The 26,517-nt window shown below is 75.9% G+C and carries 19 protein-coding genes; 10 read left to right on the forward strand and 9 right to left on the reverse strand.

Annotation, left to right across the window (positions count from 1 at the left end; translation table 11 throughout):
- Positions 1–203: 203 nt before the first annotated feature.
- Complete coding sequence (gene ilvA, locus M3673_RS15835; RefSeq protein ID WP_251534821.1) at positions 204–1,568, reverse strand: threonine ammonia-lyase IlvA; 1,365 nt, start codon at positions 1,566–1,568, stop codon at positions 204–206.
- Between the two features lie 46 nt (positions 1,569–1,614).
- Here ilvA and M3673_RS15840 point away from each other — a divergent pair, with 46 nt between their 5' ends.
- Positions 1,615–3,570 carry an acetoacetate--CoA ligase gene (locus M3673_RS15840; protein ID WP_251534823.1) on the forward strand — a complete coding sequence of 652 codons (1,956 nt, stop codon included), beginning with the start codon at positions 1,615–1,617 and terminating at the stop codon, positions 3,568–3,570.
- Between the two features lie 362 nt (positions 3,571–3,932).
- Here M3673_RS15840 and M3673_RS15845 read toward each other — a convergent pair whose 3' ends face one another.
- Entirely contained in the window at positions 3,933–5,102 is a 1,170-nt protein-coding gene (locus M3673_RS15845; protein WP_251534826.1) for an acyl-CoA dehydrogenase family protein, read from the reverse strand.
- A 133-nt stretch (positions 5,103–5,235) separates the two neighbouring features.
- Between M3673_RS15845 and M3673_RS15850 the strand changes: the two genes are divergently transcribed.
- Both M3673_RS15850 and M3673_RS15855 read left to right on the forward strand, forming a co-directional pair.
- On the forward strand, positions 5,236–5,838 hold the full coding sequence (locus M3673_RS15850; RefSeq protein ID WP_082500067.1) for a TetR/AcrR family transcriptional regulator: 603 nt from the start codon (positions 5,236–5,238) through the stop codon (positions 5,836–5,838).
- 130 nt (positions 5,839–5,968) lie between these two features.
- Positions 5,969–7,060, forward strand: a complete 1,092-nt coding sequence (locus tag M3673_RS15855) for a TerC family protein (protein ID WP_251534827.1) — start codon at positions 5,969–5,971, stop codon at positions 7,058–7,060.
- 138 nt (positions 7,061–7,198) lie between these two features.
- On the opposite strand, the gene M3673_RS15860 is transcribed toward M3673_RS15855, so the two are convergent.
- The 3 genes from M3673_RS15860 to M3673_RS15870 all read right to left on the reverse strand — a co-directional run bounded on the left by M3673_RS15860 (position 7,199) and on the right by M3673_RS15870 (position 9,582).
- Complete coding sequence (locus M3673_RS15860; RefSeq protein ID WP_056863098.1) at positions 7,199–7,804, reverse strand: hypothetical protein; 606 nt, start codon at positions 7,802–7,804, stop codon at positions 7,199–7,201.
- A gap of 162 nt (positions 7,805–7,966) precedes the next feature.
- The gene (locus M3673_RS19730; protein ID WP_056863099.1) at positions 7,967–8,179 is read right to left on the reverse strand and encodes a molybdopterin-binding protein; all 213 of its coding nucleotides are present in this window, start codon (positions 8,177–8,179) and stop codon (positions 7,967–7,969) included.
- Positions 8,180–8,394: 215 nt separating this feature from the next.
- Positions 8,395–9,582 (reverse strand): helix-turn-helix domain-containing protein, encoded by a 1,188-nt coding sequence (locus M3673_RS15870; protein WP_251534829.1) that lies wholly within the window; start codon positions 9,580–9,582, stop codon positions 8,395–8,397.
- A gap of 253 nt (positions 9,583–9,835) precedes the next feature.
- On the opposite strand from M3673_RS15870, the gene M3673_RS15875 reads away from it, so the two are divergent.
- Positions 9,836–11,677: an NAD(P)/FAD-dependent oxidoreductase gene (locus tag M3673_RS15875; RefSeq protein ID WP_251534831.1), complete on the forward strand. Its 1,842-nt coding sequence runs from the start codon at positions 9,836–9,838 to the stop codon at positions 11,675–11,677.
- Between the two features lie 96 nt (positions 11,678–11,773).
- Here the strand turns inward: M3673_RS15875 and M3673_RS15880 are convergent, their stop codons facing one another.
- From M3673_RS15880 to M3673_RS15890, 3 genes are all read right to left on the reverse strand, one after another.
- Positions 11,774–12,730, reverse strand: coding sequence for a hypothetical protein (locus M3673_RS15880; protein WP_251534833.1), 957 nt, complete (start codon positions 12,728–12,730; stop codon positions 11,774–11,776).
- Positions 12,731–12,948: 218 nt separating this feature from the next.
- On the reverse strand, positions 12,949–13,842 hold the full coding sequence (locus tag M3673_RS15885; RefSeq protein ID WP_251534835.1) for a hypothetical protein: 894 nt from the start codon (positions 13,840–13,842) through the stop codon (positions 12,949–12,951).
- Positions 13,843–14,080: 238 nt separating this feature from the next.
- Positions 14,081–14,983, reverse strand: a complete 903-nt coding sequence (locus M3673_RS15890; protein ID WP_193666419.1) for a sulfite exporter TauE/SafE family protein — start codon at positions 14,981–14,983, stop codon at positions 14,081–14,083.
- Positions 14,984–15,168: 185 nt separating this feature from the next.
- On the opposite strand from M3673_RS15890, the gene M3673_RS15895 reads away from it, so the two are divergent.
- From M3673_RS15895 to M3673_RS15920, 6 genes are all read left to right on the forward strand, one after another.
- Positions 15,169–15,708: a PGPGW domain-containing protein gene (locus M3673_RS15895; RefSeq protein WP_251534837.1), complete on the forward strand. Its 540-nt coding sequence runs from the start codon at positions 15,169–15,171 to the stop codon at positions 15,706–15,708.
- A gap of 121 nt (positions 15,709–15,829) precedes the next feature.
- Complete coding sequence (locus tag M3673_RS15900; protein ID WP_056863105.1) at positions 15,830–16,321, forward strand: PGPGW domain-containing protein; 492 nt, start codon at positions 15,830–15,832, stop codon at positions 16,319–16,321.
- A 97-nt stretch (positions 16,322–16,418) separates the two neighbouring features.
- Positions 16,419–19,829 (forward strand): exodeoxyribonuclease V subunit gamma, encoded by a 3,411-nt coding sequence (gene recC / locus M3673_RS15905; RefSeq protein WP_251534839.1) that lies wholly within the window; start codon positions 16,419–16,421, stop codon positions 19,827–19,829.
- The gene (locus tag M3673_RS15910) at positions 19,823–23,359 is read left to right on the forward strand and encodes a UvrD-helicase domain-containing protein (protein WP_251534841.1); all 3,537 of its coding nucleotides are present in this window, start codon (positions 19,823–19,825) and stop codon (positions 23,357–23,359) included. The genes recC and M3673_RS15910 overlap by 7 nt, the downstream gene beginning before the upstream one ends.
- A complete protein-coding gene (recD, locus tag M3673_RS15915; RefSeq protein ID WP_251534844.1) occupies positions 23,356–25,332 on the forward strand; it encodes an exodeoxyribonuclease V subunit alpha in 1,977 nt (658 codons plus the stop codon). Before M3673_RS15910 ends, recD begins: the two co-directional genes overlap by 4 nt.
- A gap of 9 nt (positions 25,333–25,341) precedes the next feature.
- On the forward strand, positions 25,342–25,950 hold the full coding sequence (locus M3673_RS15920) for an ACT domain-containing protein (protein WP_056863107.1): 609 nt from the start codon (positions 25,342–25,344) through the stop codon (positions 25,948–25,950).
- Positions 25,951–26,014: 64 nt separating this feature from the next.
- On the opposite strand, the gene M3673_RS15925 is transcribed toward M3673_RS15920, so the two are convergent.
- A complete protein-coding gene (locus M3673_RS15925; protein ID WP_251534846.1) occupies positions 26,015–26,461 on the reverse strand; it encodes a nitroreductase family deazaflavin-dependent oxidoreductase in 447 nt (148 codons plus the stop codon).
- Between the last annotated feature and the right edge of the window lie 56 nt (positions 26,462–26,517).

Here is a 26,517-nt window from a genome sequence, read left to right on the forward strand (position 1 = left end):
CCGGCTGGCGAAACCCGCGCCCACGCGGCCAGCCGCCACCGCCCGGGCCGCGGCGGGCGGCGCACCTTGTCGCCGTACCCGCGGTCGCCCCGCCCGCCCCATCCGCCCCACCGGTCGGCCCGGACCCGCACCTGTCGGCCGACGCGTGGGCCGACAGGTGCGGGTGTCACCAGCCGACTGGCGAAACCCGCGCCCGGGCCCGCCTACTGCACGAAGCGGAACAGCGGGCTGTCGGGGGCGACGACCTCGACCCGCAGGGGCGAGGCGTCCATGCGGGCGAGCAGGGCGGGCAGGTCGGCGGCGTCCTGGAGTTCGACGCCGACGAGCGCGGGGCCGGTCTCGCGGTTGCTGCGCTTGACGTACTCGAAGAGCGTGATGTCGTCGTCGGGGCCGAGCACCTCGTCGAGGAAGCGGCGCAGGGCGCCGGGCTCCTGGGGGAACTCCACGAGGAAGTAGTGCTTGAGCCCCTCGTGCACCAGGGCGCGCTCCACGATCTCGGCGTAGCGGCTGACGTCGTTGTTGCCGCCGGAGACCACGGCGACCACGGTCGAGCCGGGGGCGAGGCCGGCCAGCACGGGGTCGGCCAGCAGCGGGTCGGCGCCCAGGCGCAGCGCGGCGGTGGCCAGCGCCCCGGCGGGCTCGGCGATGATCCCGTCGGACTGGTAGAGGTCGAGCATCTCGACGCAGGCCAGCCCCTCGGGCACGGCGAGCAGGTGCGGGGCGTGGCGGTGCACGACGTCGAAGGTGTGCCGCCCGACCTGGCGCACCGCGGCGCCGTCGACGAAGCCGTCGAGGTCGGCGAGCTCCACGGGCTCGCCGGCGGCGACGGCGGCAGCCATGCTGGCCGCACCGGCCGGCTCGACGCCGACCACCTGCACGCCGGGGGCCCGCTCGGCGAGCACGGTGAGCACCCCGGCGACCAGCCCGCCCCCGCCGACGGCGACGACCACCGCCGCCGGGGCGGGGCGCCCCGCCGCGGCCAGCTGCGCGAGCACCTCGGTGGCCACGGTGCCCTGGCCGGCGATGGTGCGGGGGTCGTCGAAGGCCGGCACCGGGGTGGCGCCGGTGGTCTCGGCGAAGTGGCGGCTGGTGGCCGCGGCGTCGTCGTAGGTGTCGCCGCCGATGACGACCTCGACCATGTCGCCGCCCAGGGCGGCGACCCGGTCGCGCTTCTGCCGCGGCGTGGTGCGGGGCAGGTGCACCCGGGCGCGCACGCCCGCGCGGGCGCACGCGAAGGCCACGCCCTGGGCGTGGTTGCCGGCGCTCGCGCAGGTCACGCCGCGGGCGCGGGCGTCGTCGTCGAGCTGGCTGATGAGGGTGTAGGCGCCGCGCAGCTTGTAGGAGCGCACGGGCTGGAGGTCCTCCCGCTTGAGCCACACGTCGAGGCCGGTGAGCGCCGAGAGCCGGTCGCTGCGGTGCAGCGGGGTCGGGTCGACCACCGAGGCCAGGCCCACCGCCGCGCGGTCGACGTCGGCCGGGGTCACCGCGGGGGCGCCGCGCTCGCCCGGGGCGGGGGCGTCGGGGCCGGAGGCACCGGAGGTGCCCGGCGTCACAGGGGGCTGGCTCATGGGTCCATGATGTCGGCACGTGCCGCCGACCCCTCGGGAGGACCCCGTGACCACGCAGCCCCACCCCGCCTGGACGCCCCCCGCCGACCTGGTCGAGGCCAGCGTGCTGCGCGACTACCAGGCCTGGCTCGTGGCCCGCGGGCTGCGGCCGGCGGGCGCGGAGACCGAGCCCTACGCCGACCTGCACCGCTGGTCGGTCGAGCGGCCCGAGGAGTTCTGGGGCTCGCTGGTCGACTACTTCGACGTGCCCCTCGAGCGGCCCCCGGGCGCGCCCGTGCTCGGCTCGCGCGCGATGCCGGGCGCGCTGTGGTTCCCCGGCAGCACCCTCAACTACGCCGACGTCGTCCTGCGCCACCGCGGCGACGGCGTCGCGGTCGTGCTCGTCGTCGAGGACGGCACCCGCGCCGAGCTCACCTGGGAGGACCTGCGCGGCCAGGTCGGCGCCGTCGCGGGCTGGCTGCGCGAGCAGGGCGTCGGGCCCGGCGACCGCGTCGCGGGCTACCTGCCCAACCTCCCCGCCGCCGTCGTCTGCTTCCTGGCCACCGCCAGCCTGGGCGCGACCTGGTCGGCCTGCTCGATGGAGTACTCCCCGGCCGGTGCCGCCGACCGCCTGGCCCAGCTCGACCCGGTCGTGCTCGTCACCGCCGACGGCTACCACTTCGGCGGGCGCCGCCACGACCGCACCGCCGAGGCCGACCAGCTCGCGGCCGCCCTGCCGAGTCTGCGCGCCCGGCTGCTGGTGGGCCACCTCGACCCGGCCGCGGGCGGTGCGCGCGGTGCGTCGTACGACGAGGTGGTGGCGACGCCGGTGGAGCCCGCGCCGGTCCCGGTGCCCTTCGACCACCCGCTGTGGGTGCTCTACTCCTCCGGCACGACCGGGCGTCCCAAGGGCATCGTGCACGGCCACGGCGGCATCGTGCTGGAGCACCTCAAGTGGGCCGCGCTCCACCTCGACCTGCGCCCCGGCAGCCGCTTCCACTGGTTCACCACCACCAGCTGGATGATGTGGAACGCCCAGGTCGCGGGGCTGCTGCTCGGTGCCACGATCGTGCTCTACGACGGCAGCCCCACCTGGCCCGCGCCCGACGCGACGTGGCGCCTCGCCGAGGCCGAGCGGCTCACCTACCTCGGCACGAGCGCGGCCTACCTCGCCGGCAGCCACAAGCAGGACCTCGACCTCGCCGGTCTCGACCTCGCGTCGCTGGTCGGCGTGGGCTCGACCGGGTCGCCGCTGCCGGAGTCGACGGCCGCCTGGGTCAACGAGCGGCTGCCCGCGGTGTGGCTGGCCTCGGCCACGGGCGGCACCGACGTCTGCTCGGCCTTCGCCGGCGGCGTGGCGACGCTGCCGGCCGTGCCCGGCGAGATCCAGGCCCCCCTGCTCGGCGTGGCGCTGGAGTCCTGGGACACCGAGGGCCGCCCCGTCGTGGGCGACGTCGGCGAGATGGTGGTCACCGCGCCGATCCCCTCGATGCCGGTCCTCTTCTGGGACGACCCCGACGGCTCGCGCTACGCCGACGCCTACTTCTCGACCTGGCCCGGCGTGTGGCGCCACGGCGACTTCGTGACCGTCACCGAGCGCGGCAGCCTGGTCGTGCACGGCCGCTCCGACGCCACCATGAACCGCTACGGCGTGCGCATGGGCTCCGCGGAGATCTATGAGGTCGTCGACGCCTTCGGCGAGGTCGCCGACTCCCTGGTCATCGGCCTGGAGGAGCCCGGCGGCGGCTACTGGATGCCGCTCTTCGTGGTCGCCGCGCCCGGGGCGGTCGTCGGTGACGACGTGGTCGCCCGGCTGCGCGCCGCGATCCGCACCGACCTCTCCCCGCGCCACGTGCCCGACGACGTGGTGGTGGTCGACCGGCTGCCCCACACCCTCACCGGCAAGCGCATGGAGGTGCCGGTCAAGCGGATCCTCTCGGGGCTGCCTCCCGAGGAGGCCGCCAACGCGAAGTCCGTCGACGACCCCACCGCCCTGGAGCAGTTCGTCGCCCTGCGCCGCTGACGGGCCCCGATCGCCGGCCGGGGTCTGGGTGGTCCGAGCGGGTGGGTGCGTCGGCGGGCTGCTGGAACGGCGCAATTGCGCGGGCAGTCATCGACCGGGGGTCGGGGTTTGCGCGGTCTCGACGGGTGGGTGGGTCGGCCGCCCGCCTGGGTCGGAGTTTGCGCGGTTCGAGCGGACGGGCGGGCCGGCCAGTTGCTGGAACGGCGCAATTGCGCGAGTGGTCCTCGACCGGGGTCGAGGTTTGCGCGGCCGCGACGGGCGGGTGGGCCGGCCAGTTGCTGGAACGGCGCAATTGCGCGGGCGGCCACCGCCCCGCCCGCTGCACACCGCCCGCCGTACCGCTGCGGACCCGGCCGGCGCGCTCAGGCCAGGGTGATCTCGCCGCCGGGATCCTTGTCGAGCGAGCGGCCGATGACCATGCGCTGGATCTGGTTGGTGCCCTCGAAGATCTGCATGACCTTCGCCTCGCGCATGTAGCGCTCGACGGGGAAGTCGCGGGTGTAGCCGTAGCCGCCGAGCACCTGGACGGCGTCGGTGGTGACCTTCATGGCCTGGTCGGTGGCGACCATCTTGGCGATCGAGGCCTCGCGGCCGAAGGACAGGCCGGCGTCGCGCAGCCGCGCCGCGTGCAGGGTGGTGGCGCGCGCCGACTGCACCGCGGCCTCCATGTCGGCGAGCACGAAGGCCAGGCCCTGGTGGTCGATGATCCGCTTGCCGAAGGTCTCGCGCTCCTGGGCGTAGGCGACGGCCTTGTCGAGCGCCCCCTGGGCCAGGCCCACGGCGACGGCGGCGATGCCGAGGCGCCCGGAGTCGAGGCCGGCGAGGGCGATGCGCAGGCCCGCGCCCTCGTCGCCGAGGCGCCGCTCGACGGGCACGCGCACGCCGTCGAAGCGCATGGTGGCGGTGGCCGAGCCGGTGAGGCCCATCTTCCGCTCGGGAGCGTCGGCCGAGAGCCCCTCGGCGTCGGCGGGCACCAGGAAGCAGGAGATGCCGCGGGCGCCCTCGTCGCTGGTGCGGGCCATCACCTTGTAGAAGTCGGCCTGCCCGCCGTGGGTGGTCCAGGCCTTGGCCCCGTCGAGGACGTACTCGTCGCCGTCGCGCCGAGCGGTCGTGCGCATGGCGGCGGGGTCGGAGCCGGCGTGGGCCTCGGAGAGGCAGTAGGCCCCGAGCAGGTCGCCACCGAGCATGTCGGGCAGCCACTGCTCGCGCTGGGCGTCGGTGCCGAACTGCGCCAGGCCGAAGCACGACAGCGCGTGCACCGAGACGCCCACGCCGACGCTCGACCAGACCGCGCCGATCTCCTCGAGCACCTGCAGGTAGACCTCGTAGGACAGCCCGGCGCCGCCCTGCTCCTCGGGGTAGGGCAGGCCCAGCAGCCCCGAGCGGCCGAGCAGCCGGAAGACGTCACGGGGGAAGGCCTCGTCGGCCTCGGCCTCCGCGGCGCGGGGGGCGAGCTCGTCGGCGGCGATCTGTCGCACGAGGCGGAGCAGGTCGACGGACTCCTCGGTGGCGAGGACGCGGCGTGCGGGCATGGGGGCCTCCAGGGGTGGGGTCGGGCGGTGGGACGACCGCTGCGTCGGGCGAGGACGCGGGTGAGTACCAGAGTACGCCGCTGAGTACTGATCGCCAGCCGGAGCGGCCGCCTCCCGGCGCTACCCTCGGCAGGTGACCCCGACCCGTGTGCAGCCCGACCGGGCCCGCGTGCGCCGCGACGAGCTGCTCGACGGCCTGGTCGACCTCTACCTCGCCGAGGGCTTCCTCGCCCTGGGCGTCGGCGACCTCGCCGCCCGGCTGCGCTGCTCGCGCTCCACGCTCTACGACGTGGCCAGCAGCAAGGAGCAGCTGATCCAGGCCGCCGTGCGGCGCTACTTCCAGCGCGCCGCCGAGCGCATCGCCACCCGGGTCGACGCCGAGCCCGACCCCGGGGAGCGGATCCCGGTCTACCTCGCCGCGGTCGCCGAGGAGCTCGAGCCGGCCTCGGCGCGCTTCCACGCCGACCTCGAGGCCTACGCGCCGGCCGGCGAGGTCTACCGCGACAACACCCGCCACGCCGCCCGCCGCGTGCAGGAGCTCGTCGCCGACGGGGTCGCCGCGGGGGCGCTGCGACCGGTCGACGCCACCTTCGTCGGCGCCGCCACTGCGCAGGTGATGACCGCGATCCAGTCCGGTGCGATCGGCGAGGCCACGGGGCTCGACGACGCCTCGGCGTACCGCCGCCTGGCCGACCTGGTGGTGCACGGTTTGGAGCGGCGCGCGCTGCCTGGCTAACATTCCTCCCGAGGGGAGTACCCCACCCAAGGCCCATCCGGTCAGTACGACGTCCCCGCGGACGTCCCGGTTGGACGCCCGGAGCGATCCGGGCGGGGGAGACCTCAAGCCATCACGCTTGAGGAGACCTGTGTCCATCACCCTTCCCGCCGCACCCTCGGTGCTGGCCATCGACACGATCGGCACCCCGACGCTCTGGGCGGTCACCATCGCCGCCGTCGTCGGCCTGCTCGTGCTCGACTTCATCGCCACGCGCAAGCCCCACGAGGTCACGATGCGCGAGGCCACCCTGTGGTCGATCTTCTACGTCGCGCTGCCGCTGGCCTTCGGTGGCTACGTCTGGTCGCAGCACGGCAGCGAGCGCGGTGTGGAGTACTACACCGGCTACCTCGTGGAGAAGGCGCTGAGCGTCGACAACCTCTTCGTCTTCATGCTGCTGCTCGCCGCCTTCGCGGTGCCCAAGGCGCTCCAGCAGCGCGTGCTGCTCTACGGCATCGTGGGCGCGCTGGTCCTGCGCGGCATCTTCATCGCCCTCGGTGCCGCCGCGCTGTCGGCCTTCGACTGGGTCTTCCTCGTCTTCGGTCTCGTGCTGCTGCTCACCGGCGCCAAGCTGCTCAAGGACGCGCTGTCGGGCAACGAGCACACCACCGACGTCGCCGACATGAAGATCGTCAAGCTCACCAAGCGGCTGATGCCCGTCACCGACGAGTACGTCGGCCCGAAGCTCACCGTCAAGCAGGCCGGCAAGCGGGCCCTGACCCCCTTCGCCCTGGTCGTCGTTGCGGTCTTCGCCACCGACGTGGTCTTCGCCATCGACTCCGTGCCGGCCGTCTACGGCATCACCGGGGACCCCTACCTCGTCTTCGCCACCAACGCCTTCGCCCTGCTCGGCCTGCGCGCGCTGTACTTCGTGCTCGAGGGCGCCCTGGCCAAGCTCGTGCACCTGTCCTACGGCCTCGCCGCGATCCTGGGCTTCATCGGCGTCAAGCTGGTCCTGCACTGGGCCCACATGGAGTGGAGCTCGGTGCCCGAGATCCCGACCCTGGCCTCGCTCGGCGTCATCGTCGGCATCCTGGTCTTCACCACCGTCACGAGCCTCATCGCCTCCTCCAAGGCCGAGAAGGCCGCCGGGGAGAGCGCCCCGGCCGACGCCGCCGCGACCGGCCCGGTCGACGAGTTCGCCGGCGACCTCGACGACCCCGACACGCTCAGCCGCCGCTGAGGCCGGCGCCGGTCAGGCGCCCCGGACCGGCCCACCGCACAGCACGAGGCCCCGTCGACCGCAGTGGTCGGCGGGGCCTCGTGCGTCGTACGGGTGCGCCCGGCGGACGGCGGGGGTCGCGACGGGATCGCGCCCGGGTCAGAGCGGCAGGCAGATCGGGGGCAGCGGCAGGCCCAGCTCGGGCAGGCAGAGACCGGGGTCGTCGGTCGGGGTGGCCGTGGGCGAGGTCGTCGGCGACGCGGTGGGGGAGGGCGGGTTCTGCTCCTCGCAGCGGCGCAGCTCCTTCTGCCGCTGCTCCAGGGCCTTCTCCTTCTGCCCGACCTGCACCTCCGACTGCTCGCGGTTCTTCCTCGCCTGCTCCAGGTTGGCGCGCGCGGCCTTCTTCTCCTTGGCCGTGTCGGCCGCCTTCAGCCGGGCCTTCGCGCGCACGACGCGCTCCTGGGCGCGCTCGTAGCGGGCCTGCGCGGTGTCGTACTCGGTCTGGGCCCGGTTGACGGCCTCGGCCTCCTCGGGGCACGTGCTCGACGACGTCGGCGTGCTGGTCGCGGTCGCGGCGGCGCGCGGGCTCGACCCGGTGTCGGCCACCGCGATCGCGCTGACACCGCCGACGACCGCCCCGCTGAGGAGCAGGACACCGAGCAGCGCCGAGACGGCCGCCGGTCGACCGGTGCGGCGCCTCAGGGCGACGGGGGTGACGGGTGCGTCCGAGGTGGGGCGGGGGGTCCGTGCGGGCTCTGGTGTCATGGCGCGGCTTCCTGGGGGTCGCCGCGCGACGTCGGACGCCTGCGGCGGTGGACTGGGGTTCCTCGCAGGGTAGGCCCGCCGCCGCCGCCGCGTGGGCGATCGGCCGGATCGGACCGGGCGGCACCGCCAAGGGCGCCGCTCCGACCGACCCGGCCCGCATGGTCACTCCACGGCGAGCGCGACCTCGGTCGACTTCACGAGCACGGTGACGGTGGCGCCCTCGGTGAGACCGAGGTCGGCCACGGCGTCCTTGGTGATCGAGGAGGTGATCACCTGGTCGCCGCCGTCGAGCTTGACCTTGACGACGGCCATGGCCTCGCCGGTCACGACCGAGACGACGGTGCCGGGCAGCTGGTTGCGGGTGGAGAGCTTCACGGGGTTCCTCCGAGGGGGGTGGGTGTGCGAGCGGTCACGCTGACGGTAGGTCGGTGCGGCGTCGGCCCCAAGTCGCTCCGGCCGGCGTCCGCGTCTGCGGCGCGGGACGGCGGCGCCGACCCCGAGCTGCGGGTCCCTGCGCCGCCGCGTCGACGTCCCGACCGGCGGGACGTCGACGCGGCGGGACGACCCGTCCGCCGGGACGATCCGGGGCGTCAGGCGTGGGGAGCGACGAGGAGGACGACGTCGTCGGCCAGCCGGTAGGGCTGGGTGGAGACCAGGGCGCCGACGCTGCGGCGCAGGCGGGAGACCTCGGCGCGCACGGTGACGAGGTGCTCGGCGTCGCCGTAGAGCGCGGTGCTCAGGGCGGCGGCGGTGAGGCCGTGGGGGTGGCGGGCCAGCAGCACCAGGATCTCGGCGTGGCGCCGGGTGAGCGGGGAGCGCCAGGCGCCGCTGCCGGCGTCGACCTCGAGCACCGGCCGCCCGGCGGCGTCGTCGACGAGCCGGGCCGTCACCGGGGCGGTGCCGCCGCGCGGTCGCACGAGCCAGCCGCCGGCCAGCCGCTCGGGCACGCACGAGCCCAGGCCCGGCACGGCCAGGGCGCGGTGGGCCACCGGCACCTCGATCCGGTCGCGGGCGGCGATGCCGGCGTGGTGGGCCACCCAGCCGTGGTCGTCGACCACCAGCAGCGGCCCGGTGAGACCGCCGACCACCGGCTCGACGGCGCGGCGCAGGTGCTCCAGCCCCTGCTGGTGGTGGCGCCACAGCTCGGCCTCGGCCAGGCGCACCGCGCTGTCGACCAGGGCGCCGAGCGCGGGGTGGAGGGTCAGCGCGGGCCCGGACACGTCGACGACGCCGAGCAGCTCGCCGGTGCGGGGGTCGTGCACGGGCGAGGCCGTGCAGTACCACGCGTGCTGCTTGTGCTCGAAGTGCTCGGCCGAGAACAGCTGCACCGGCGCGGCCTCGGCCAGCGCCGTGCCGATCGCGTTGGTGCCGACGACCTCCTCGGTCCAGGTGGCGCCCTCGGAGAAGCCGAGACCGTCGGCGTGCAGCTGCACCCGGGCGGCGCCCTCGCGCCACAGGATGACCCCGTCGGCGTCGCAGACGACCACGAGGAACTGCGAGGCGTCGGCGACGCTGGTGAGCACCCGCCGGACCTCGTCGACCACCAGCGTCAGGCGCGACGTACGTCGACGCAGCTCCAGGTCGGCCGTCGGCAGCGGGTCGCGGGCGTTGTCGCCGTCGGGGTCGAGCCCCAGGCGCATCACCCGCGACCACGAGCGGGCCACCAGGGCGCGGGGTCGCTGCGGCGGGCGCGACCCGCCCAGCACGGCGTCGTGGATGCGGGTCAGCGCGCGGGCCTGCTCGGCCAGGTCGGCCCCCGACGCCTGCGCGTGCACCACGCTCCACCTCCCACCCGGTCCGCCCCGTCACCGCGATCGTAGGTCGCGGGCGTGACGCGCGCCACAGGCCGGGCGGCCCCTGTGGACGGGCCGGTGGACCTCCCCGCCGGGCCGCGCACTCTCCGCCGGGGGAGGTGCAACGCGCTGCAACCCTTCCGCTGCGCCGTCGCAAGCGGTGTGCTGTGGGTCACAGGCCTCGCGTCACACGTCCGGGCCCGTGGTCCCGATCCGTCCGCGCACCACCGGAGGCAGCATGACCCAGACCATCGAGCCGCCCACCTCGACCGAGCCGGCCGGGGGTGAGGGCCAGCGCATCGCCACGCAGTGGCTGGAGCGCTTCGAGTCGGCCCTGCGCGCCCGTGACGTGCGTGCGGCCACCGACTGCTTCGCCACCACCAGCTTCTGGCGCGACCTGGTCTCCTTCACCTGGAACCTCGTCACCGTCGAGGACCGGTCGGGGGTCGCCGACCTCCTCGAGCACAACCTCGAGCGCACCGACCCCAGCGGCTTCACCACCGCCGAGCCCGCCGACCTCGCCGACGGCGTGGTGACGGCGTGGATCGAGTTCGAGACCGCGGTGGGCCGCGGGCGCGGCCTGCTGCGCCTGGTCGAGGAGGACGGGGAGTGGCGCGCCTGGACGCTGCTCACCACGCTGCACGAGCTCAAGGGCCACGAGGAGCCGCGCGGGCTGCGCCGTCCGCCGGGGGCGGAGCACGGCGCCCGCAAGGACCGCACCACCTGGGCCGAGCGACGCCAGCAGGAGGCCGAGAGCCTCGGCTCCACCGAGCAGCCCGCGGTGCTGGTCGTCGGCGGCGGGCAGGGCGGCATCGCGCTCGGCGCCCGGCTGCGCCAGCTCGGGGTGCCGAGCCTGGTCATCGACAAGCACCCCCGCCCCGGCGACCAGTGGCGCAGCCGCTACAAGTCGCTCTGCCTGCACGACCCGGTCTGGTACGACCACCTGCCGTACCTCAAGTTCCCCGACAACTGGCCGGTCTTCGCGCCCAAGGACAAGATCGCCGACTGGCTGGAGTCCTACACCAAGGTCATGGAGGTGCCCTACTGGTCCTCGACCGTGGCCACCTCGGCCAGCTGGTCGGAGGAGACCCAGGAGTGGACCGTCGAGATCGAGCGCGAGGGCACGCCGCTGACGCTGCGACCGAAGCAGCTCGTGCTCGCCACCGGCATGTCGGGCAAGCCCAACCTGCCGTCCTTCCCGGGCCAGGACGTCTTCCGCGGCGACCAGCACCACTCCTCGGCCCACCCCGGCCCCGACGCCTACGCCGGCAAGAAGGTCGTGGTGGTCGGCAGCAACAACAGCGCCTTCGACATCTGCGGCGCCCTGTGGGAGCACGGCGCCGACGTGACGATGGTGCAGCGCAGCTCGACCCACATCGTCAAGAGCGGCTCGCTGATGGAGCACGGGCTGGGCGACCTCTACTCCGAGCGCGCCCTGGAGGCGGGGGTGACGACCGAGAAGGCCGACCTGATCTTCGCCTCGCTGCCCTACCGGATCATGCACGAGTTCCAGATCCCCGCCTACCAGGCGATGGCCGAGGACGACAAGGACTTCTACGAGCGCCTCGAGCGCGCGGGCTTCCGTCACGACTGGGGCGACGACGGGTCGGGGCTGTTCATGAAGTACCTGCGCCGCGGCTCGGGCTACTACATCGACGTCGGCGCCGCCGAGCTGGTCGCCGACGGTGAGGTCAAGCTTGCCCACGGCCAGGTCGACCACCTCACCGAGGACTCCGTGGTGCTCGAGGACGGCACCGAGCTGCCCGCCGACCTCGTCGTCTACGCCACGGGCTACGGGTCGATGAACGGCTGGGCCGCCGACCTCATCAGCCAGGAGGTCGCCGACCGGGTCGGCAAGGTGTGGGGCCTGGGCTCCGACACCACCAAGGACCCCGGCCCCTGGGAGGGCGAGCAGCGCAACATGTGGAAGCCCACCCAGCAGCCCGGGCTGTGGTTCCACGGCGGCAACCTGCACCAGTCGCGCCACTACTCGCTCTACCTCGCCCTGCAGCTCAAGGCCCGCCACGAGGGGCTCGACACCCCGGTCTACGCCCTGCAGGAGGTGCACCACCTGAGCTGAGGCCCGCCGGGCCGGGTACGCCACGAGCGCCGCCACCCCGTCGGGGTGGCGGCGCTCGTTGGTGTCAGGCGCTGGTGGTGCGGGTCGGTCGGTCGCTCACGGGAGCAGGTCGCAGACCGGTCCGAGGAGGGCGTCGCCCAGGATCGGCACGGTCTCCAGCAGCGTGCACGCGGAGTCGAGGCCGCCCAGCCCGCCCGGGGGCAGGCTCGGCAGGCCCTCGAAGCCACCGAAGGGATCGATCGGCAGGCCCGGGACGCCGGGGACGCCCGGCAGGCCCGGCAGGCTCGGCACGTCGCCGGCGGCGAGGTCGCAGATGGCCTGGGGCAGGCCGGCGTCGCACAGCGGCTGGATGGCCGCGGAGCCGTCGGGCAGGTTCGGCGCGCTGGCGGCGTCGCAGATGGCCTGCGGCAGGCCCAGGTCGCACAGGGCCTGGATCGGGCTCGGGCCCCCGGTGCCGCCGGGCAGCGGCAGGGTGGCCAGGGCGTCGCAGACGGCCTGCGGGATCCCGGCGTCGCAGACCGGCTGCACGGGGCCGGTGCTGGTCGGGGTCGGCGTCGGGGTCGCGGTCGGCGTGGTGCTGCCCGACGGGCTGGTCGAGGAGGTCGGGCTGGTGGAGGAGGTCGGGCTGGTCGAGGAGGTGGGGCTGCTGGTCGGGCTCGCCGTCGGCGAGGCCTGGCAGGCCTCGAGCTCGCGCTGGCGCCGCGAGAGCTCGGCTGCGCGGTCCATCTTGGTGTCCAGCGCGGCGCTGCGGGTGCGCTTGGCCTGGGCCAGCTGCCGCTTGGCGGTGGTGCGCTGCTTGCGTGTCTCGGCCCCACGCACCTTCTTCTGGGCCGCCTTGACGCGCTTGCTGGCCTGGGCCACCGCCCGCTTGGCCTGGGCGAGGCGCTCCTGCGCGCTCGCGACGTTCTGCTGCTCGGCCGTGCACGACGCCGCGGCGGCGGTGGTGCGGCCTGGGCTCCCGGCCCAGCCGGCGGTCGAGACGGTGGCGAAGCCGACGACCATGGCGATGCCGAGCAGCGCCGTGACCACCGCCTTCGTGCTGGTGCGGATCATGGGGTTTCCCTCCTCGCCGACGTGTGCCGGCCCGTGGTGTCCCGAGAATGTCCGTGGTGTCTGAAGACGGTCTAGCGGCCCGGAGGCCGGTATTTCTTTGCTTTCGGGCGAGTCGCCGCACCGGTCTGGACCAGCGCGGGTCGCTCAGACCCCGGCGTACGACGACGCCGCCACCCGGTGGCGGTGTGGCGGCGTCGTCGTGCGTCGAGCGGGGTGGATCAGGGCAGCAGGTCGCACACCGGCTGCAGGGCGGCGCCGACGACCGGGAGGTCGCAGACGGCCTCCAGGCCCGGGAAGTCGGCCGGCAGCAGGGGGAGCAGCAGGCTGCTCAGCGCGTCGAGGTCCTCCAGTCCGGGAAAGGCCGGGAAGCCGGGGATCGCGGGCACGTCGGTGCCGTCGGTCGGGATGCCGGGCAGGCTCGGCAGGGTGGGGATGTCTCCCGCGGCGAGGTCGCAGATCTGCTGGGGCAGGCCGGCGTCGCAGAGGGCCTGGATCGGGCTGTCGCTGCCGCCCGGCGCGCTGGGCACGGACGGGAGGCTGGTGGCGGCGTCGCAGATGGGCTGGGGCAGGCCGAGGTCGCACAGCGCCTGGATGGGGCTCTCGCCACCGGCGCCGCCGGGCGTGGGGAGCGTGCCGAAGGCGTCGCAGATCTCCTGGGGCAGACCGGCGTCGCAGGCGGGCTGGAGGGCGTTGGCGGGCTCCGGCTCGGTGCCGGCCTCGCAGGCGGCGAGGCGCCGCTCGGCCTGGGCCACACGCTGCTGCTGGGCCTTCTTGCCCTTCGTGGTGGTGGCCTTGCGCTCCTTGGCCGCCCTGACCTGCTTGCGGGCCTGGGCCTTCTCGGCGCGGGTGTCGGCCCGGTCGGCCCGGCGCTGGGCGCGCTCGACGGCGCGGGCCGCGCGACGGTCCTTCGCCCGGGCCTCGGCCAGCTTGGCGCGGGCCTTGTCGACCTGGGCCTGCTGGGTGCTGCAGTCGGCGGCACGCGCGGCGGTCAGGCCGGCGGGAGCGGCGGCCGGGGCGGCCGTCGCGGTGCTGGTGGCGGCGCTGAGCAGGCCGACGGCGAGCAGGATGCTCGCGCAGGCGGCCAGGCCCAGGCGCAGGATGCTGCGGATCATGGTTCTCCCTCTCCCGTCCGGCTCGGGGGGCCGGCGACCCGTCGGACGTTACGACCGCGTGACAGGGCGCGGGCGAGGTCGCGCAGATCACACCTGGTGGTCTGGACCGCGCGGGCCCGGCTCGCTCCGGTGACGCACCACGGCCCGGTCGCGGGTGCGACCGGGCCGTGGCGAGGGGCTGGTGGGGCGCCGGCCGGGCCCCTCGCAGGGGCGGGTCGACGCGTCCGTCAGGCGGGGATCAGGCGGGGGTGAGGCTCTGCTCGTCGGTCATGGCGGCGAGCTCGCGCGAGAGGCGCTCCTGCTTCACGGCCCACACGATGCCGGCGATCCACAGCACGCCCACCACCACCGCGACCGCGATCACGGTGGTGCCGGAGGCGCCGAAGGACTCCACGATCGTCTTGGAGTTGGTGAGCACGATCAGGCCGCCGGCCGCGACGCCGAGCACGCGGGCGGCGAGCTTCTTGACCAGCCACGCGGCGATGGGGGCGGCGATGACGCCGCCGACCAGCAGCGCCGCGGCGTAGGACCACATGATGCCCTGCGAGCCGAGGGCCAGGATGAAGCCGAGCGAGCCGCCGACGGCGACCACGAACTCGGAGGTGTCGATCGAGCCGACGACCTTGCGGGGCTCCAGGCGACCCGAGGAGAGCAGCGTGGTGGTGCCGACCGGGCCCCAGCCGCCGCCGCCGATGGCGTCGAGCGCGCCGCCGACCACGCCCATCGGGGCCAGCATCTTGGCCGAGGGGCGCGACTTGAAGGTGGGGCGGCGCCCGCCGAGCACGAGGAAGCGCCAGATCACGTAGATGCCGAGGGCGAGCAGGATCCCGGCGACCCACGGCTTGGCCGTGTCGCCGTCGAGGCTGGCCAGGAAGGTCGCGCCGACGAAGGCGCCGCCGAAGCCGGGGATGGCCAGGATCGAGACCGTGCGCCAGTCGACGTTGCCGAGCTTGTGGTGGGAGAAGCCGGAGACCAGCGAGGTGCCGATCTCGGAGAAGTGGACGGCGGCGGAGGCGGCGGCCGGGGCGACGCCCGCGGCGAGCAGGAGCGTCGAGGAGGTGACGCCGTACGCCATCCCGAGCGAGCCGTCGATGAGCTGGGCCAGGAGGCCCACGAATCCGAGGACCAGGAGCTTGCGCATGAGTGTGCCAATCGGTGAGTTCGGACCCGCACCCAGGCCCGACGTGGTCGATGAGAGATGTAAAGCGTAGTGAATTACTAATCATTATGCAGTGCATTGCTCCGATAGGGGAAATCCCTCGGCGCGTCGCGACCCCGCCGTCTGCCGCTCCCGCGCCGTTCACCGACGTCGACCACCGTGGCCGGATGCCCGTCACCCCCGCGCCCGTGCGGCGCGTCCTCGTGTCGGGTGCGGGCTGGCTGCTGGTCGCCCTCGGCGTGGTGCTCTTCCCGCTGCCCGGTCCCGGGCTGCTGCTGCTCGGAGCGGGGGCGGCGCTCCTGGCCCGCCACGACCCCTGGGCCGCGGCGCGCCTCGAGCCCTGGCGGCGCCTCGCGCTGCGGGAGGCCGCCCGCGGGGTGGCGACCTGGCCGCGCACCCTGACGACCGTCGCGGTCACCACCGCCCTCGGGCTCAGCGGGCTGCTGTGGCTCTGGGCGCCGCCGCAGCCCGCCTGGTGGGTGCTGCCGGCGTGGACCTGGCTGCCGGGCGGCGCCTGGGCGGGCGTCGGCCAGCTGGTGTCGGGCGTCGTGGCCCTGGGGCTCACCGTGCAGGCCCACCGCCGCTTCCACGGCGCGCCCGAGGCGCCCGACGCGACCGGTGCGGGGGCGTCGGGGGCGCCGCAGGACGCGTCGCCGGACTGGTCGCCGGACCGGTCGCCGGGCCGGCGGAGCGGGGCGGCCGGGTGAGGGCGTCGGCCCCGCCGTCGCACCCTCGCGGCGAGGTCGCTGTGACGGTGTGCGGCGAGAGGGGCGCGGGAGTTGGCCTCTTCTGGGATGCTCGTGGCATGCATCGTGCAGGAGTCAGGCCGTGAAGGGCGCCGCCAGGCGCGTCACGCTCGAGGTCGTGGGCTGGACCCTCCTCGTCGTCGGCATCGCCGCCCTCGTCCTGCCCGGCCCCGGGCTGATCCTGATGTTCGCCGGGGTCGCGGTGCTCTCCCAGCAGTACGAGTGGGCCGAGCGCCGCCTCGAGCCGCTGAAGTACCGCGCGCTCAAGGGCGCCGCGGAGAGCGTGGAGACCTGGCCCCGCATCGTCGCCTCGACCCTCGTGGCCCTGGTCGTCGGCGCCTGTGGCGTGCTGTGGATCAGCGACCCGCCGCCGCCGAGCTGGTGGACCCTCGCCGACAGCTGGTGGCTGCCCGGCGGGCTGGCCACCGGCATCACCCAGGTCGCCTCGATGTTCATCGCCCTCGGCCTCATCGTGTGGAGCTACCGCCGCTTCCACGGCAAGCCCGAGGCCGTCGAGGCCCTCGAGGGCGACATCGACGAGGCCGACAAGGCGTCACCGCTCACGAGCGGCTGAGCCGGCCCCGGACCGCGCGGGCCCGCACCGAGCCTGCGTCGAGCGCCCGCCGACCGGTCCGCCCGGCCTGTCGGCACCGGCGGCTAGGGTGCGCCGCATGGCCCTGACCCTGCACCGTGCGCCCCGCGCCGACGTGCTGGCCGACGGCCTCGCCGAGCTCCTCGCGACCCCCCTCGCCGACCCCTTCGCCACCGAGGTCGTGGTGGTCCCGGCCCGCGGCGTGGAGCGCTGGCTGAGCCAGCGGGTCTCCCACCGGCTGGGTCGCGCCCCGGGCCGCGACGACGGGGTCTGCGCGGGCGTCGACTTCCGCTCGCCGACCTCGCTGGTGGCCGAGGTGACCGGCACCCGCGACGACGACCCCTGGGCCCCCGACACCCTGGTCTGGTCGCTGCTGGCCACCCTCGACGCCTCGCTCGACGAGCCGTGGGCGCGCACGCTCGCGCTGCACCTGGGGCACACCGCCCCCGGCCAGGGCCACCCGCCGGGGGAGGAGGGCGACCTGCGGCGCGGGCGCCGCTTCGCGGTCGCACGGCGGCTGGCGCGCCTCCTGTCGTCCTACGCCGTGCAGCGCCCCACCCTCGTCGCCGACTGGTCGGCGGGGCGCGACACCGACGGCGCGGGCCGCCCGCTGGCCCCCGACCTGGCCTGGCAGCCGGAGCTGTGGCGCCGGCTGGTGGCCCGGGTCGGCTCACCGCCGCCGCAGCGCCACGCCCAGACCGTGGCCAGGCTGCGCGAGGACCCCGCGGCCTCCGACCTGCCGCCGCGGCTCTCCCTCTTCGGCCACACCCGGCTCCCGCTCACCGAGGTCGACCTGCTCGCGGCGCTGGGGGAGCACCGCGACGTGCACCTGTGGCTGCCGCACCCCTCGGCCGCGCTGTGGGACGCCCTGGCCGCGGAGACCGCGGGCGGCCCGGTGCCCCGCGCGCTCGACACCTCCCACCGCCGCGTCGAGCACCCCCTGCTCTCCACCCTGGGCCGCGACACCCGCGAGCTGCAGCGCGTGCTCGCCACGGTCGACCTCACCGACACCCCACCCGCGCCCTCCGCGCCCGTGCTCCCGACCGGGTCGCGCCCGACGCTGCTGGGGTGGCTCCAGGAGGACCTGCGCGCCAACGCCGTCGGCCCGACGGGCGGGCGCGTGCTCGCCCCGGGCGACCGCTCCGTGCAGGTGCACGCCTGCCACGGGCAGGCCCGCCAGGTCGACGTGCTGCGCGAGGTGCTGCTCGGCCTGCTCGCCGACGACCCCACCCTCGAGTCGCGCGACGTGCTGGTGATGTGCCCCGACATCGAGTCCTTCGCGCCGCTGGTCGGTGCCGGCTTCGGGCTCGGCGACGTCGTGGGGGCCGACGGCCACCCGGCCCACCGGCTGCGGGTCAGCCTCGCCGACCGCTCCCTGGCCCGCACCAACCCCGTGCTCGGCGTGGCCACTCGTCTGCTCGACCTCGCCGGCGGCCGGGCCGGCGCGGGCGACGTGCTCGACCTCGCCCACAGCGAGCCCGTGCGCCGCCGCTTCGGCTTCAGTGACGACGACCTCCAGCAGCTCACCGAGTGGGTGCGCGAGTCGGGGGTGCGCTGGGCCTTCGACGCCGAGCACCGCGAGGAGTTCGGGCTCGCCGACTACGTCTCCGGCACGTGGCGCTTCGGCCTCGACCGGCTGCTCGCCGGGGTCGCGATGTCGGAGGACGCCGGCGCCTGGCTCGACCGCACCCTGCCCCTCGACGACGTCGGCAGCGGGCAGGTCGAGCTGGCCGGGCGGCTGGCCGAGCTGGTGGCGCGGCTGCAGCGGGTGACCGACGACCTCGTCGGCGTGCACCCCCTCGAGCACTGGCTCGACGTGCTCGCCTCCGGCCTGGGCGACCTCACCGCGGTGGCGGGCGACGAGGCGTGGCAGTCGGGGCAGGCTCTGCGCGAGCTGGCCCGGGTGCGCGAGGACGCCGCCGGCCTGGCCGCGACCGAGCTGCGCCTGCCCGACGTGCGGGCGCTGCTGGAGGACCGCCTCGCCGGGCGGCCCACCCGGGCCAGCTTCCGCACCGGCACCCTCACGGTCTGCACGATGGTGCCGATGCGCTCGGTGCCCCACCGGGTGGTGTGCCTGCTCGGGCTCGACGACGGTGTCTTCCCCCGCGCCGGGGCCGTCGACGGCGACGACGTGCTCGCCCGCGACCCGGTCACCGGGGAGCGCGACGCCCGCAGCGAGGACCGCCAGCTCCTGCTCGACGCCGTCCTCGCGGCCACCGAGACCCTGGTCGTCACCTACGCCGGCGCCGACGAGTACTCCGGCCAGGCCCGCCCGCCCGCCGTGCCCCTGGGCGAGCTGCTCGACGCCCTCGACCTCACCGCCAGCGTGCCTGCGACCACCGGGGCGCCGGCCCGCCGGGTCAGCGACGTGGTGCGGGTGCGCCACCCGCTGCAGCCCTTCGACGCCCGCAACCTCACCCCCGGCGCTCTCGTGCCCGACGCCGGGTTCACCTTCGACCCCGCGGCTCTCGCCGGCGCCCGCGCGGCGGCGGGCCCCCGCCGCGCGCCCGTGCCCTTCGTCCCCGGCGTGCTGCCCCCGCGCGGCGCCGACGACGACGTGTCGCTGGAGGAGCTGGCCACCTTCCTCAAGCACCCGGTGCGCGACTTCGTGCGCCAGCGCCTCGACGTCGCGCTGCCCCTCGACGAGGAGCCGGTCGACGACGGGCTGCCGGTCGAGATCGACCAGCTGGCCCAGTGGGGGGTCGGCGACCGGGTCGTGCGCGACCTGCTGGCCGGTCTCGATCCCGCGCGGGCCACCGAGCGGGAGTGGCGACGCGGCGTGCTTCCTCCCGGGCGGCTCGGCTGGCGGCTGCTGCGCCAGGTCGTCGAGCGCGCCGCCCCGCTGGCCGCGGAGGGCCTGGCCCAGCGCCGCGGTCACGAGGCCCGGGCCGTCGACGTCGACGTCGACCTCGGCCGCGGCCGCCGCCTGCGCGGCACCGTGGCGGAGGTCTTCGGCGACCGGCTGGTGCCGGTGAGCTACTCCCGCCTGGGGGCCACCCACCGCCTCCAGTCGTGGGTGCAGCTCCTCGCGCTCAGCGCCAGCGACCCCGACCGCAACTGGACCGCCCACACCCTGGGCCGTCCCTCCAACGGCCGCTCGCGCGAGGCGGTCGGCCGCTCGCTGCTCGGCCCGGTCGACCACACCGCGCTCACCCACCTGCGCGACCTCGTCGCCCTGCTCGACCAAGGGCGCCGCGAGCCGCTGCCGCTGCCGGTGAAGTCGTCCTTCCGCTACGCCACCCAGCGCCGCACCCGCGCCCCCCAGGACCAGGCCCTCGACAAGGTGTCGTGGGACTGGGACGACGACCGCTTCCCCGGGGAGTGCTCCGACCCCGCCCACGTGCGGGTCTGGGGTCCGGGGGCTCCGGTGCCGGGTCTCGACCAGGCCCCGCGCGAGGGCGAGGAGCACGACGGCGAGACCACCCGCTTCGGCGCACTGGCCCTGCGCCTGTGGAGCCCGTTGCTCGACTCCGAGCAGGGCGCGTGGTGACCCCGGGCGAGGCCGGCGCCGCGGCGACCGACCGCGCCGGGGCCGACGCCGGCGTCGGTCCCGGGGCCGACCCCGGGGCGGGCACGAGCGGCGCGATGGCCCCCTTCGACGTGACCGGCCCGCTGCCGACCGGCACCACCCTGCTCGAGGCCAGCGCCGGCACCGGCAAGACGTGGACCGTGGGCGCGCTGGTGACCCGCTACGTCGCGGAGGGCCGGGCGCGGCTCGACGAGATGCTGGTCATCACCTTCGGTCGCGCCGCCAGCCAGGAGCTGCGCGAGCGGGTGCGCGAGCAGCTGGTGGCGGCCGAGCGCGCCCTCGGCGACCCCGCGCACGTCGCCCCCGACGACGCCCTGCTCACGCTGCTCGTGCACGGCACGGCGTCGGCGCCCGTCGACGACGCGGAGCGCGCGGAGCGCCGCCACCGGCTGCGCGACGCCCTGGCCGGCTTCGACGGCGCGACCATCGCCACCACCCACCAGTTCTGCCAGCTCGTGCTGCGCTCCCTGGGGGTCGCCGGCGACACCGACACCGGCGCCACGCTGGTGGAGTCGCTCGACGACCTCGTGGTGGAGGTCGTCGACGACCTCTACCTCGCCCGCTTCGGCCACCTCCCCGACGCGCCGCCCTTCGACCGGGCCACCGCGCTCGAGCTGGCCCGGGCCGCGGTCGGCGACCCGCAGGCCCGGCTCGTGCCCGACGGCGGCCCGGGCTCCGAGCCCGCCCCCGACCCGGGCACGCCGGGCGGCGCCCGGCTCGTCTTCGCCGCCGCCGTGCGCGCCGAGGTCGACCGGCGCAAGCGCCGCCTGGGGGTGCTCGGCTACGACGACCTGCTCAGCCGGCTCGCCGGCGCCCTCGAGGCCGACGACGCCCCGGCGCGCGAGCGGATGCGGGCGCGCTGGCGGATCGTGCTCGTCGACGAGTTCCAGGACACCGACCCCGTGCAGTGGCAGGTGCTCGACCGTGCCTTCTCCGGCGCCGCCACCATGGTGCTCATCGGCGACCCCAAGCAGGCCATCTACGCCTTCCGGGGCGGCGACGTCGTCGCCTACCTCGCGGCCGCCTCCACCGCCACCCACCGCGCGACCCTCGCCACCAACTGGCGCAGCGACGACGGGCTCGTGCGCCGGCTGCAGACCGTGCTGCGCGGCGCCGCGCTGGGCCACCCCGAGATCGTGGTGCGCGACGTCGCGGCCCACCACGGTGCCGACGGCGCCCCGCCGCGCCTCGCCGGCGCGCCGCACCCCTCGCCCTTCCGGCTGCGCCAGGTGCTGCGGCCGGGCTTCCGGCTGCTGCGCTCCGGCGACATCCGTGCCGCCGACGCCCGCGAGCACGTCGCCCGCGACTGCGCGGGCGACATCGCCGCGCTGCTGGCCTCCGACGCCACCTGGGAGGGCCGCCCCCTGCGCGCCGCCGACGTGGCCGTGCTCGTGGCCACCCGCGACCACGGGCTGCTCGTGCAGCGCGCGCTGGCCGAGCGCGGGGTGGCCTCCGTGGTCGCCGGTGGCGGCCACGTCTTCGCCACGCCCGCCGCCGACGACTGGCTGGCGCTGCTGGAGGGCCTCGAGCAGCCGCACCGCTCGGGCCGGGTGCGGGCCGCCGCGCTCACCTGCTTCCTCGGCCACGACGTGGCCGACCTCGACGCCGACGGCGACCCCCGGGCCGACTCCCGGGCCGACTCCCTCACCGACGCCGTCTCCGACACCCTGCGCGGGTGGGCGCTGCTGCTGCGCGGCCGAGGGGTGGCGGCCCTCGTGGAGGCCGCCGAGGAGCGCGGCCTGAGCGCCCGCGTGCTCGCCGGGGCCGACGGTGAGCGGCTGCTCACCGACCTGCGCCACCTCGCCCAGGTGATGCACGAGGTCGTCGTGCGCGAGCAGCTCGGGCTCACCGCGCTGCTGCAGTGGTTCCGCGACGAGCGGCGCCGCACCGCCGGCACCGAGCGCCCGCGCCGCCTCGACAGCGACCTCGCGGCGGTACAGGTCGTCACGGTCCACGGCAGCAAGGGGCTGCAGTACCCCGTGTGCTACCTCCCCTTCCTCTTCCAGACCTTCGTCCGCCCCGTCGAGGTCGCCCGCTTCCACGCCGGTCACGACCGCGCCCTCGACGTCACCGGCTCCGGGCCGCACTGGGCCGCGAGCGCCGCCGCCCACCAGCGCGAGGACGCCGGGGAGGAGCTGCGCGACCTCTACGTCGCCCTCACCCGCGCCCAGGGCCAGGTGGTGGCCTGGTGGGCGCCGACCAAGAACACCGCCGACGGCGGCCTGCACCGTCTCCTGCTCGGCCGCCAGCCGGGGGTGGCGGTGGTGCCCGACCAGCAGCCCGTGCGCGACGACGACTACGTCACCCGCGTCCTCGGCCTGCTCGAGGAGCTCGGCGGACCCACCCGCGAGGAGTCGGTGGTCGCCGAGGCCGCCGTCACGGCCCGCACCCCCGACGACGCGCCGCTCAGCCTGAGGCGCTTCGGTCGCGCCGTCGACGCCGAGTGGCGCCGCACCTCCTACTCCGGCCTGATCCGGGTCGAGGAGGAGCAGGCGGGCCCGGCCGGCCCGGCCACGCCGGGCGTGGTCAGCGAGCCCGAGGAGCCCGGTCTGCAGGACGAGGCGACGCTCGCCGGCGACGCCCTCGCCGCCGCCGCGACGTCCGCCGAGGCCCCCGGTCCGGTCGACCCGGTCGCCCCGGTCGCCGACGCCGAGCCGGCCGTGGTCTCGCCGATGGCCGACCTGCCCGCCGGAGCCGGCTTCGGCAGCCTGGTCCACGCGGTGCTCGAGCACGCCGACCCCGACGCGCCCGACCTGCTGGCCGAGCTGCGCGGGCACACCGTCGAGCAGCTGCGCTGGTGGCCCGTCGACGTGCCCGCCGACGACCTCGCCCAGGCCCTCGTGCCGCTGCACCGCACGCCGCTCGGCCCGCTGCTCCCGGGGCTGACCCTGGGCGACATCGGTCTGGGAGACCGGCTGCGCGAGCTCGACTTCGAGATTCCGCTCGACGGGGGCGACGTGCGCGGGCGGCCCGCCGAGGTGCACCTGCGCGGCCTCGGGCGGCTGCTGCGCGAGCACCTCCCGGACGACGACGCGCTCGCGCCGTACGCCGCGCGGCTGGAGCAGCCGCTGCTGGGCGGGCAGGTGCTGCGGGGCTACCTCTCGGGCTCCATCGACGTGGTGCTGCGCGCGGAGGTCGACGGGGCGACGCGCTTCGTCGTGGTCGACTACAAGACCAACCTGCTCGGCGAGCCCGGGCGCCCGCTCACCGCGGCCGACTACGCCCCCGACCGGCTGCGCGAGGCGATGCTGCACTCGCACTACCCGCTCCAGGCGCTGCTCTACACCGTGGTCACCCACCGGTTCCTGCGCTGGCGCGTGCCCGACTACGACCCGGCGGTGCACCTGGGCGGCGTGGCCTACCTCTACGTCCGCGGCATGTGCGGACCCGAGACCCCCGTCGTCGACGGCCACCCCGCCGGCGTCTTCAGCTGGCGACCGCCCGCCTCCCTCGTGGTGGCCGCCTCCGACCTGCTGGCGGGTGCGCCGTGATCGAGCTCTTCGACGTCGAGGACCCCCACGACCCGCGCCTGGCGCGGGGCGCCACGGGGCTGCTGCGCGACTTCAACCTCGCGGGGGTGCTGACCGCCGCCGACGTCCACGTCGCCGAGCGCGCCTGCGCACTGGCCGGGGAGGCCGACGAGGAGGTGCGCCTCGCGCTGGCCCTGGCCGTGCGCGCCGTGCGCCACGGATCGGTCTGCGTCGACCTCGCCGACCTGCTCGACCCCGCCGACCTCGCCGCCGCGCCGGAGGTCGCCGACCTGCCGTGGCCCGAGGGGACCGGGTGGGCCCAGCGGGTCGCGGCCGGGCCGCTGGCCGCCGCCGGGGTGGTGCGCGTCGAGGGCAGCCTGCTCTACCTCGACCGCTACTGGCGCGAGGAGGGGCAGGTGCGCGACGACCTGCTGGCCCGCGCCGGGCGCGCGGCGCCGACGGTCGACGAGCGCACCCTGCGCGCCGCGGAGGTGCGGGTCTTCCCCCACGACGGCTTCGACGAGCAGCGCGCCGCCGCGCGCACCGCCGCCGGCCGCTGGACCACCGTGCTCACCGGCGGACCCGGCACCGGCAAGACCACCGCGGTCGCGGGCCTGCTCGCCATGCTCGCCGAGCAGGCCGAGGCCACCGGCTCCCTCCCGCGGGTGGCGCTCACCGCGCCCACCGGCAAGGCCGCCGCCCGGCTCCAGCAGGCGGTGGCCGAGGCCTCGCTCACCCTCGACGAGGAGGACCGGGCGCGCCTCGCGCCGCTCGCGCTCACCGCCTCGACCCTGCACCGCCTGCTGGGCTGGCGCCCGGGCTCGCGCACGCGCTTCCGCCACCACCGCGGCAACCGGCTGCCGCACGACGTCATCGTCGTCGACGAGACCTCGATGGTGTCGCTGACCCTCATGGCCCGCCTGGTCGAGGCCGTGCGGCCCGAGGCCCGGCTCGTGCTGGTGGGCGACCCCGACCAGCTGGCGTCGGTCGAGGCGGGGGCCGTGCTCGCCGACCTCGTGGGCGGGCTCGCCGAGCGCGACCCCGGCGCCGTGGTCGCGCTGCGCACCTCCCACCGCTTCGGCGCCGGCATCGGGCGCCTCGCCGAGGCCGTGCGCGTCGGCGACGCCGACCGCGTCCTGGCGCTGCTCGCCGAGGGCGGCGAGGAGGTCGAGTGGATCGACCCCGGGCCCACCGCCGCCGGTGCGCCCCCCGGAGCCGCGGCGGCCCAGGCGCCGGGGCCGGGGACGGCCCTGCTGCGTGAGGTGCTGCTGCGCCACGCCCTCGACCTGCGCGAGGCCGCAGCGGCGGGCGACGTCGAGACCGCGCTGGCCGTGCTCGAGCGCCACCGGCTCCTCTGCGCCCACCGCCAGGGCCCCTACGGCGTCCAGCACTGGAACCGTCAGGTCGAGCGCTGGGTCGCGGAGGCCACCGAGACGCCGGTCGGCCCCGGCTGGGGCCAGGAGTGGTACGTCGGACGCCCCCTGCTGGTGACCGCCAACGACTACGGCCTGCACCTCTTCAACGGCGACACCGGTGTGGTGGTCGCCGGGCCCGAGGACCCCGACGGGCCCACGTCGCAGCCCCGGACCGCGGGTCGGGCCGACCGTCGCGGCCGGGGCGGGCCCGCCCTGCGCGCGGTCGTCGCCGGGGTGGGCGACCACCTCGAGCTCAGCCCCTCGCGCCTGGGTGACGTCGACACCATGCACGCGATGACGATCCACAAGAGCCAGGGCAGCCAGGCCGACGAGGTGACCGTGCTGCTGCCGCCGGAGGACTCCCCGCTGCTGAGCCGCGAGCTGTTCTACACCGCGGTCACCCGGGCCCGTCGGCGCGTGCGCGTGGTCGGCACGGAGTCGGCCGTGCGGGCCGCCGTCGAGCGCCGCGCACGGCGCGCCACGGGCCTGCGCCAGCGGCTGGCCGGCGCCGGCACCCCCGCTGCGGAGGGGCCCGCAGTGCGGACAGCGGGAAATCCGCCGGCAACACCGACGCACTAGGGTCGCGGCGTGTCCTTCCTGCTGCGTGTCGAGCTGCCCGACGTCCCCGGATCGCTGGGACGCCTCGCGGGCGCCATCGGTGAGGCCGGGGGCGACATCGAGGCGATCGAGATCGTCGAGAAGCGCCACGACGGCACGGCCCTCGACGACGTGCTGCTCGAGCTGCCGCCCACCGCGATGCCCGACACCATCGTCTCGGCCTGCAACGCGCTCGCCGGGGTCCGGGTGGTGTGGATCAGCCGCTACGGCGCCGGCGGCAACCTCTTCCTCGACCTCGAGGCCGTCGAGGACCTCACCACCAACCCGAGCGAGGCCCCCGACCGGCTGGTCGACCTGCTGCCGGTGGTCTTCCGCTCCGACTGGGCCGCGCGGGTGCACCGCTCGCAGGGCGTCACGTACGCCACCGCGGCGGCCCCCGCCGTGCTCCCCTTCGTCGAGGTCGAGCGCGCGGCGCGCCTCGAGGTCGAGGGCGAGGAGACGACCATCCACGTCGGCGCCCGGCTCTCGGGCAACGAGATCGTCGTCGTCGGGCGCCGCGGCGGCCCGGAGTTCCTCGACTCCGAGGTCGCCCGGATCGGCCACCTGGCCGGCCTGGCCATGACCATCGCCCGGCCCTGACCCGGTGACCCTGACCCGGTGACCCTGACCTGGTGGGCCTGACCCGGCCCGAGCGGGCCGGGTCTCAGTCGGTGCGCTCGAGCAGGAAGACCGGGATCTCGCGGTCGGTCTTCTCCTGGTACTCGGCGTACGGCGAGTAGACCGCCACCGCCCGCTCCCACCACACGGCGCGCTCCTCGCCCTCGGCCACGCGCGCCCGGTAGGTGTGGGGCTCGGGGCCGTCCTGGAGATCGACCTCCGGGTGGGCCAGGAAGTTGTGGTACCACGTCGGGTGCTCAGGGGCGCCGCCCTTGGAGGCGACCGCGGCGTAGACGCCGTCGTGCTCGACGCGCATCACGGGGTTCTTGCGCAGCTTGCCGGACTTCGCGCCCCGCGAGGTGATCACCACGATCGGCCAGTCGGGGCGGTCGGGCAGCGTGTTGGCCTCGGCGCCGCCGGTGGCCTCGTAGCGCTCGACCTGCTCGCGGACCCACTTCTCGGGGCTCGGCTCGTACTCTCCACTCAGTGCCATGGGGCCAGGAGACCACGCGGCGCGGCGGTATTCCAGACCCCGGCGGGTCGCAGCGC

The organism is Nocardioides sp. P86 (assembly GCF_023712465.1).
Taxonomy (GTDB): domain Bacteria; phylum Actinomycetota; class Actinomycetes; order Propionibacteriales; family Nocardioidaceae; genus Nocardioides; species Nocardioides kribbensis.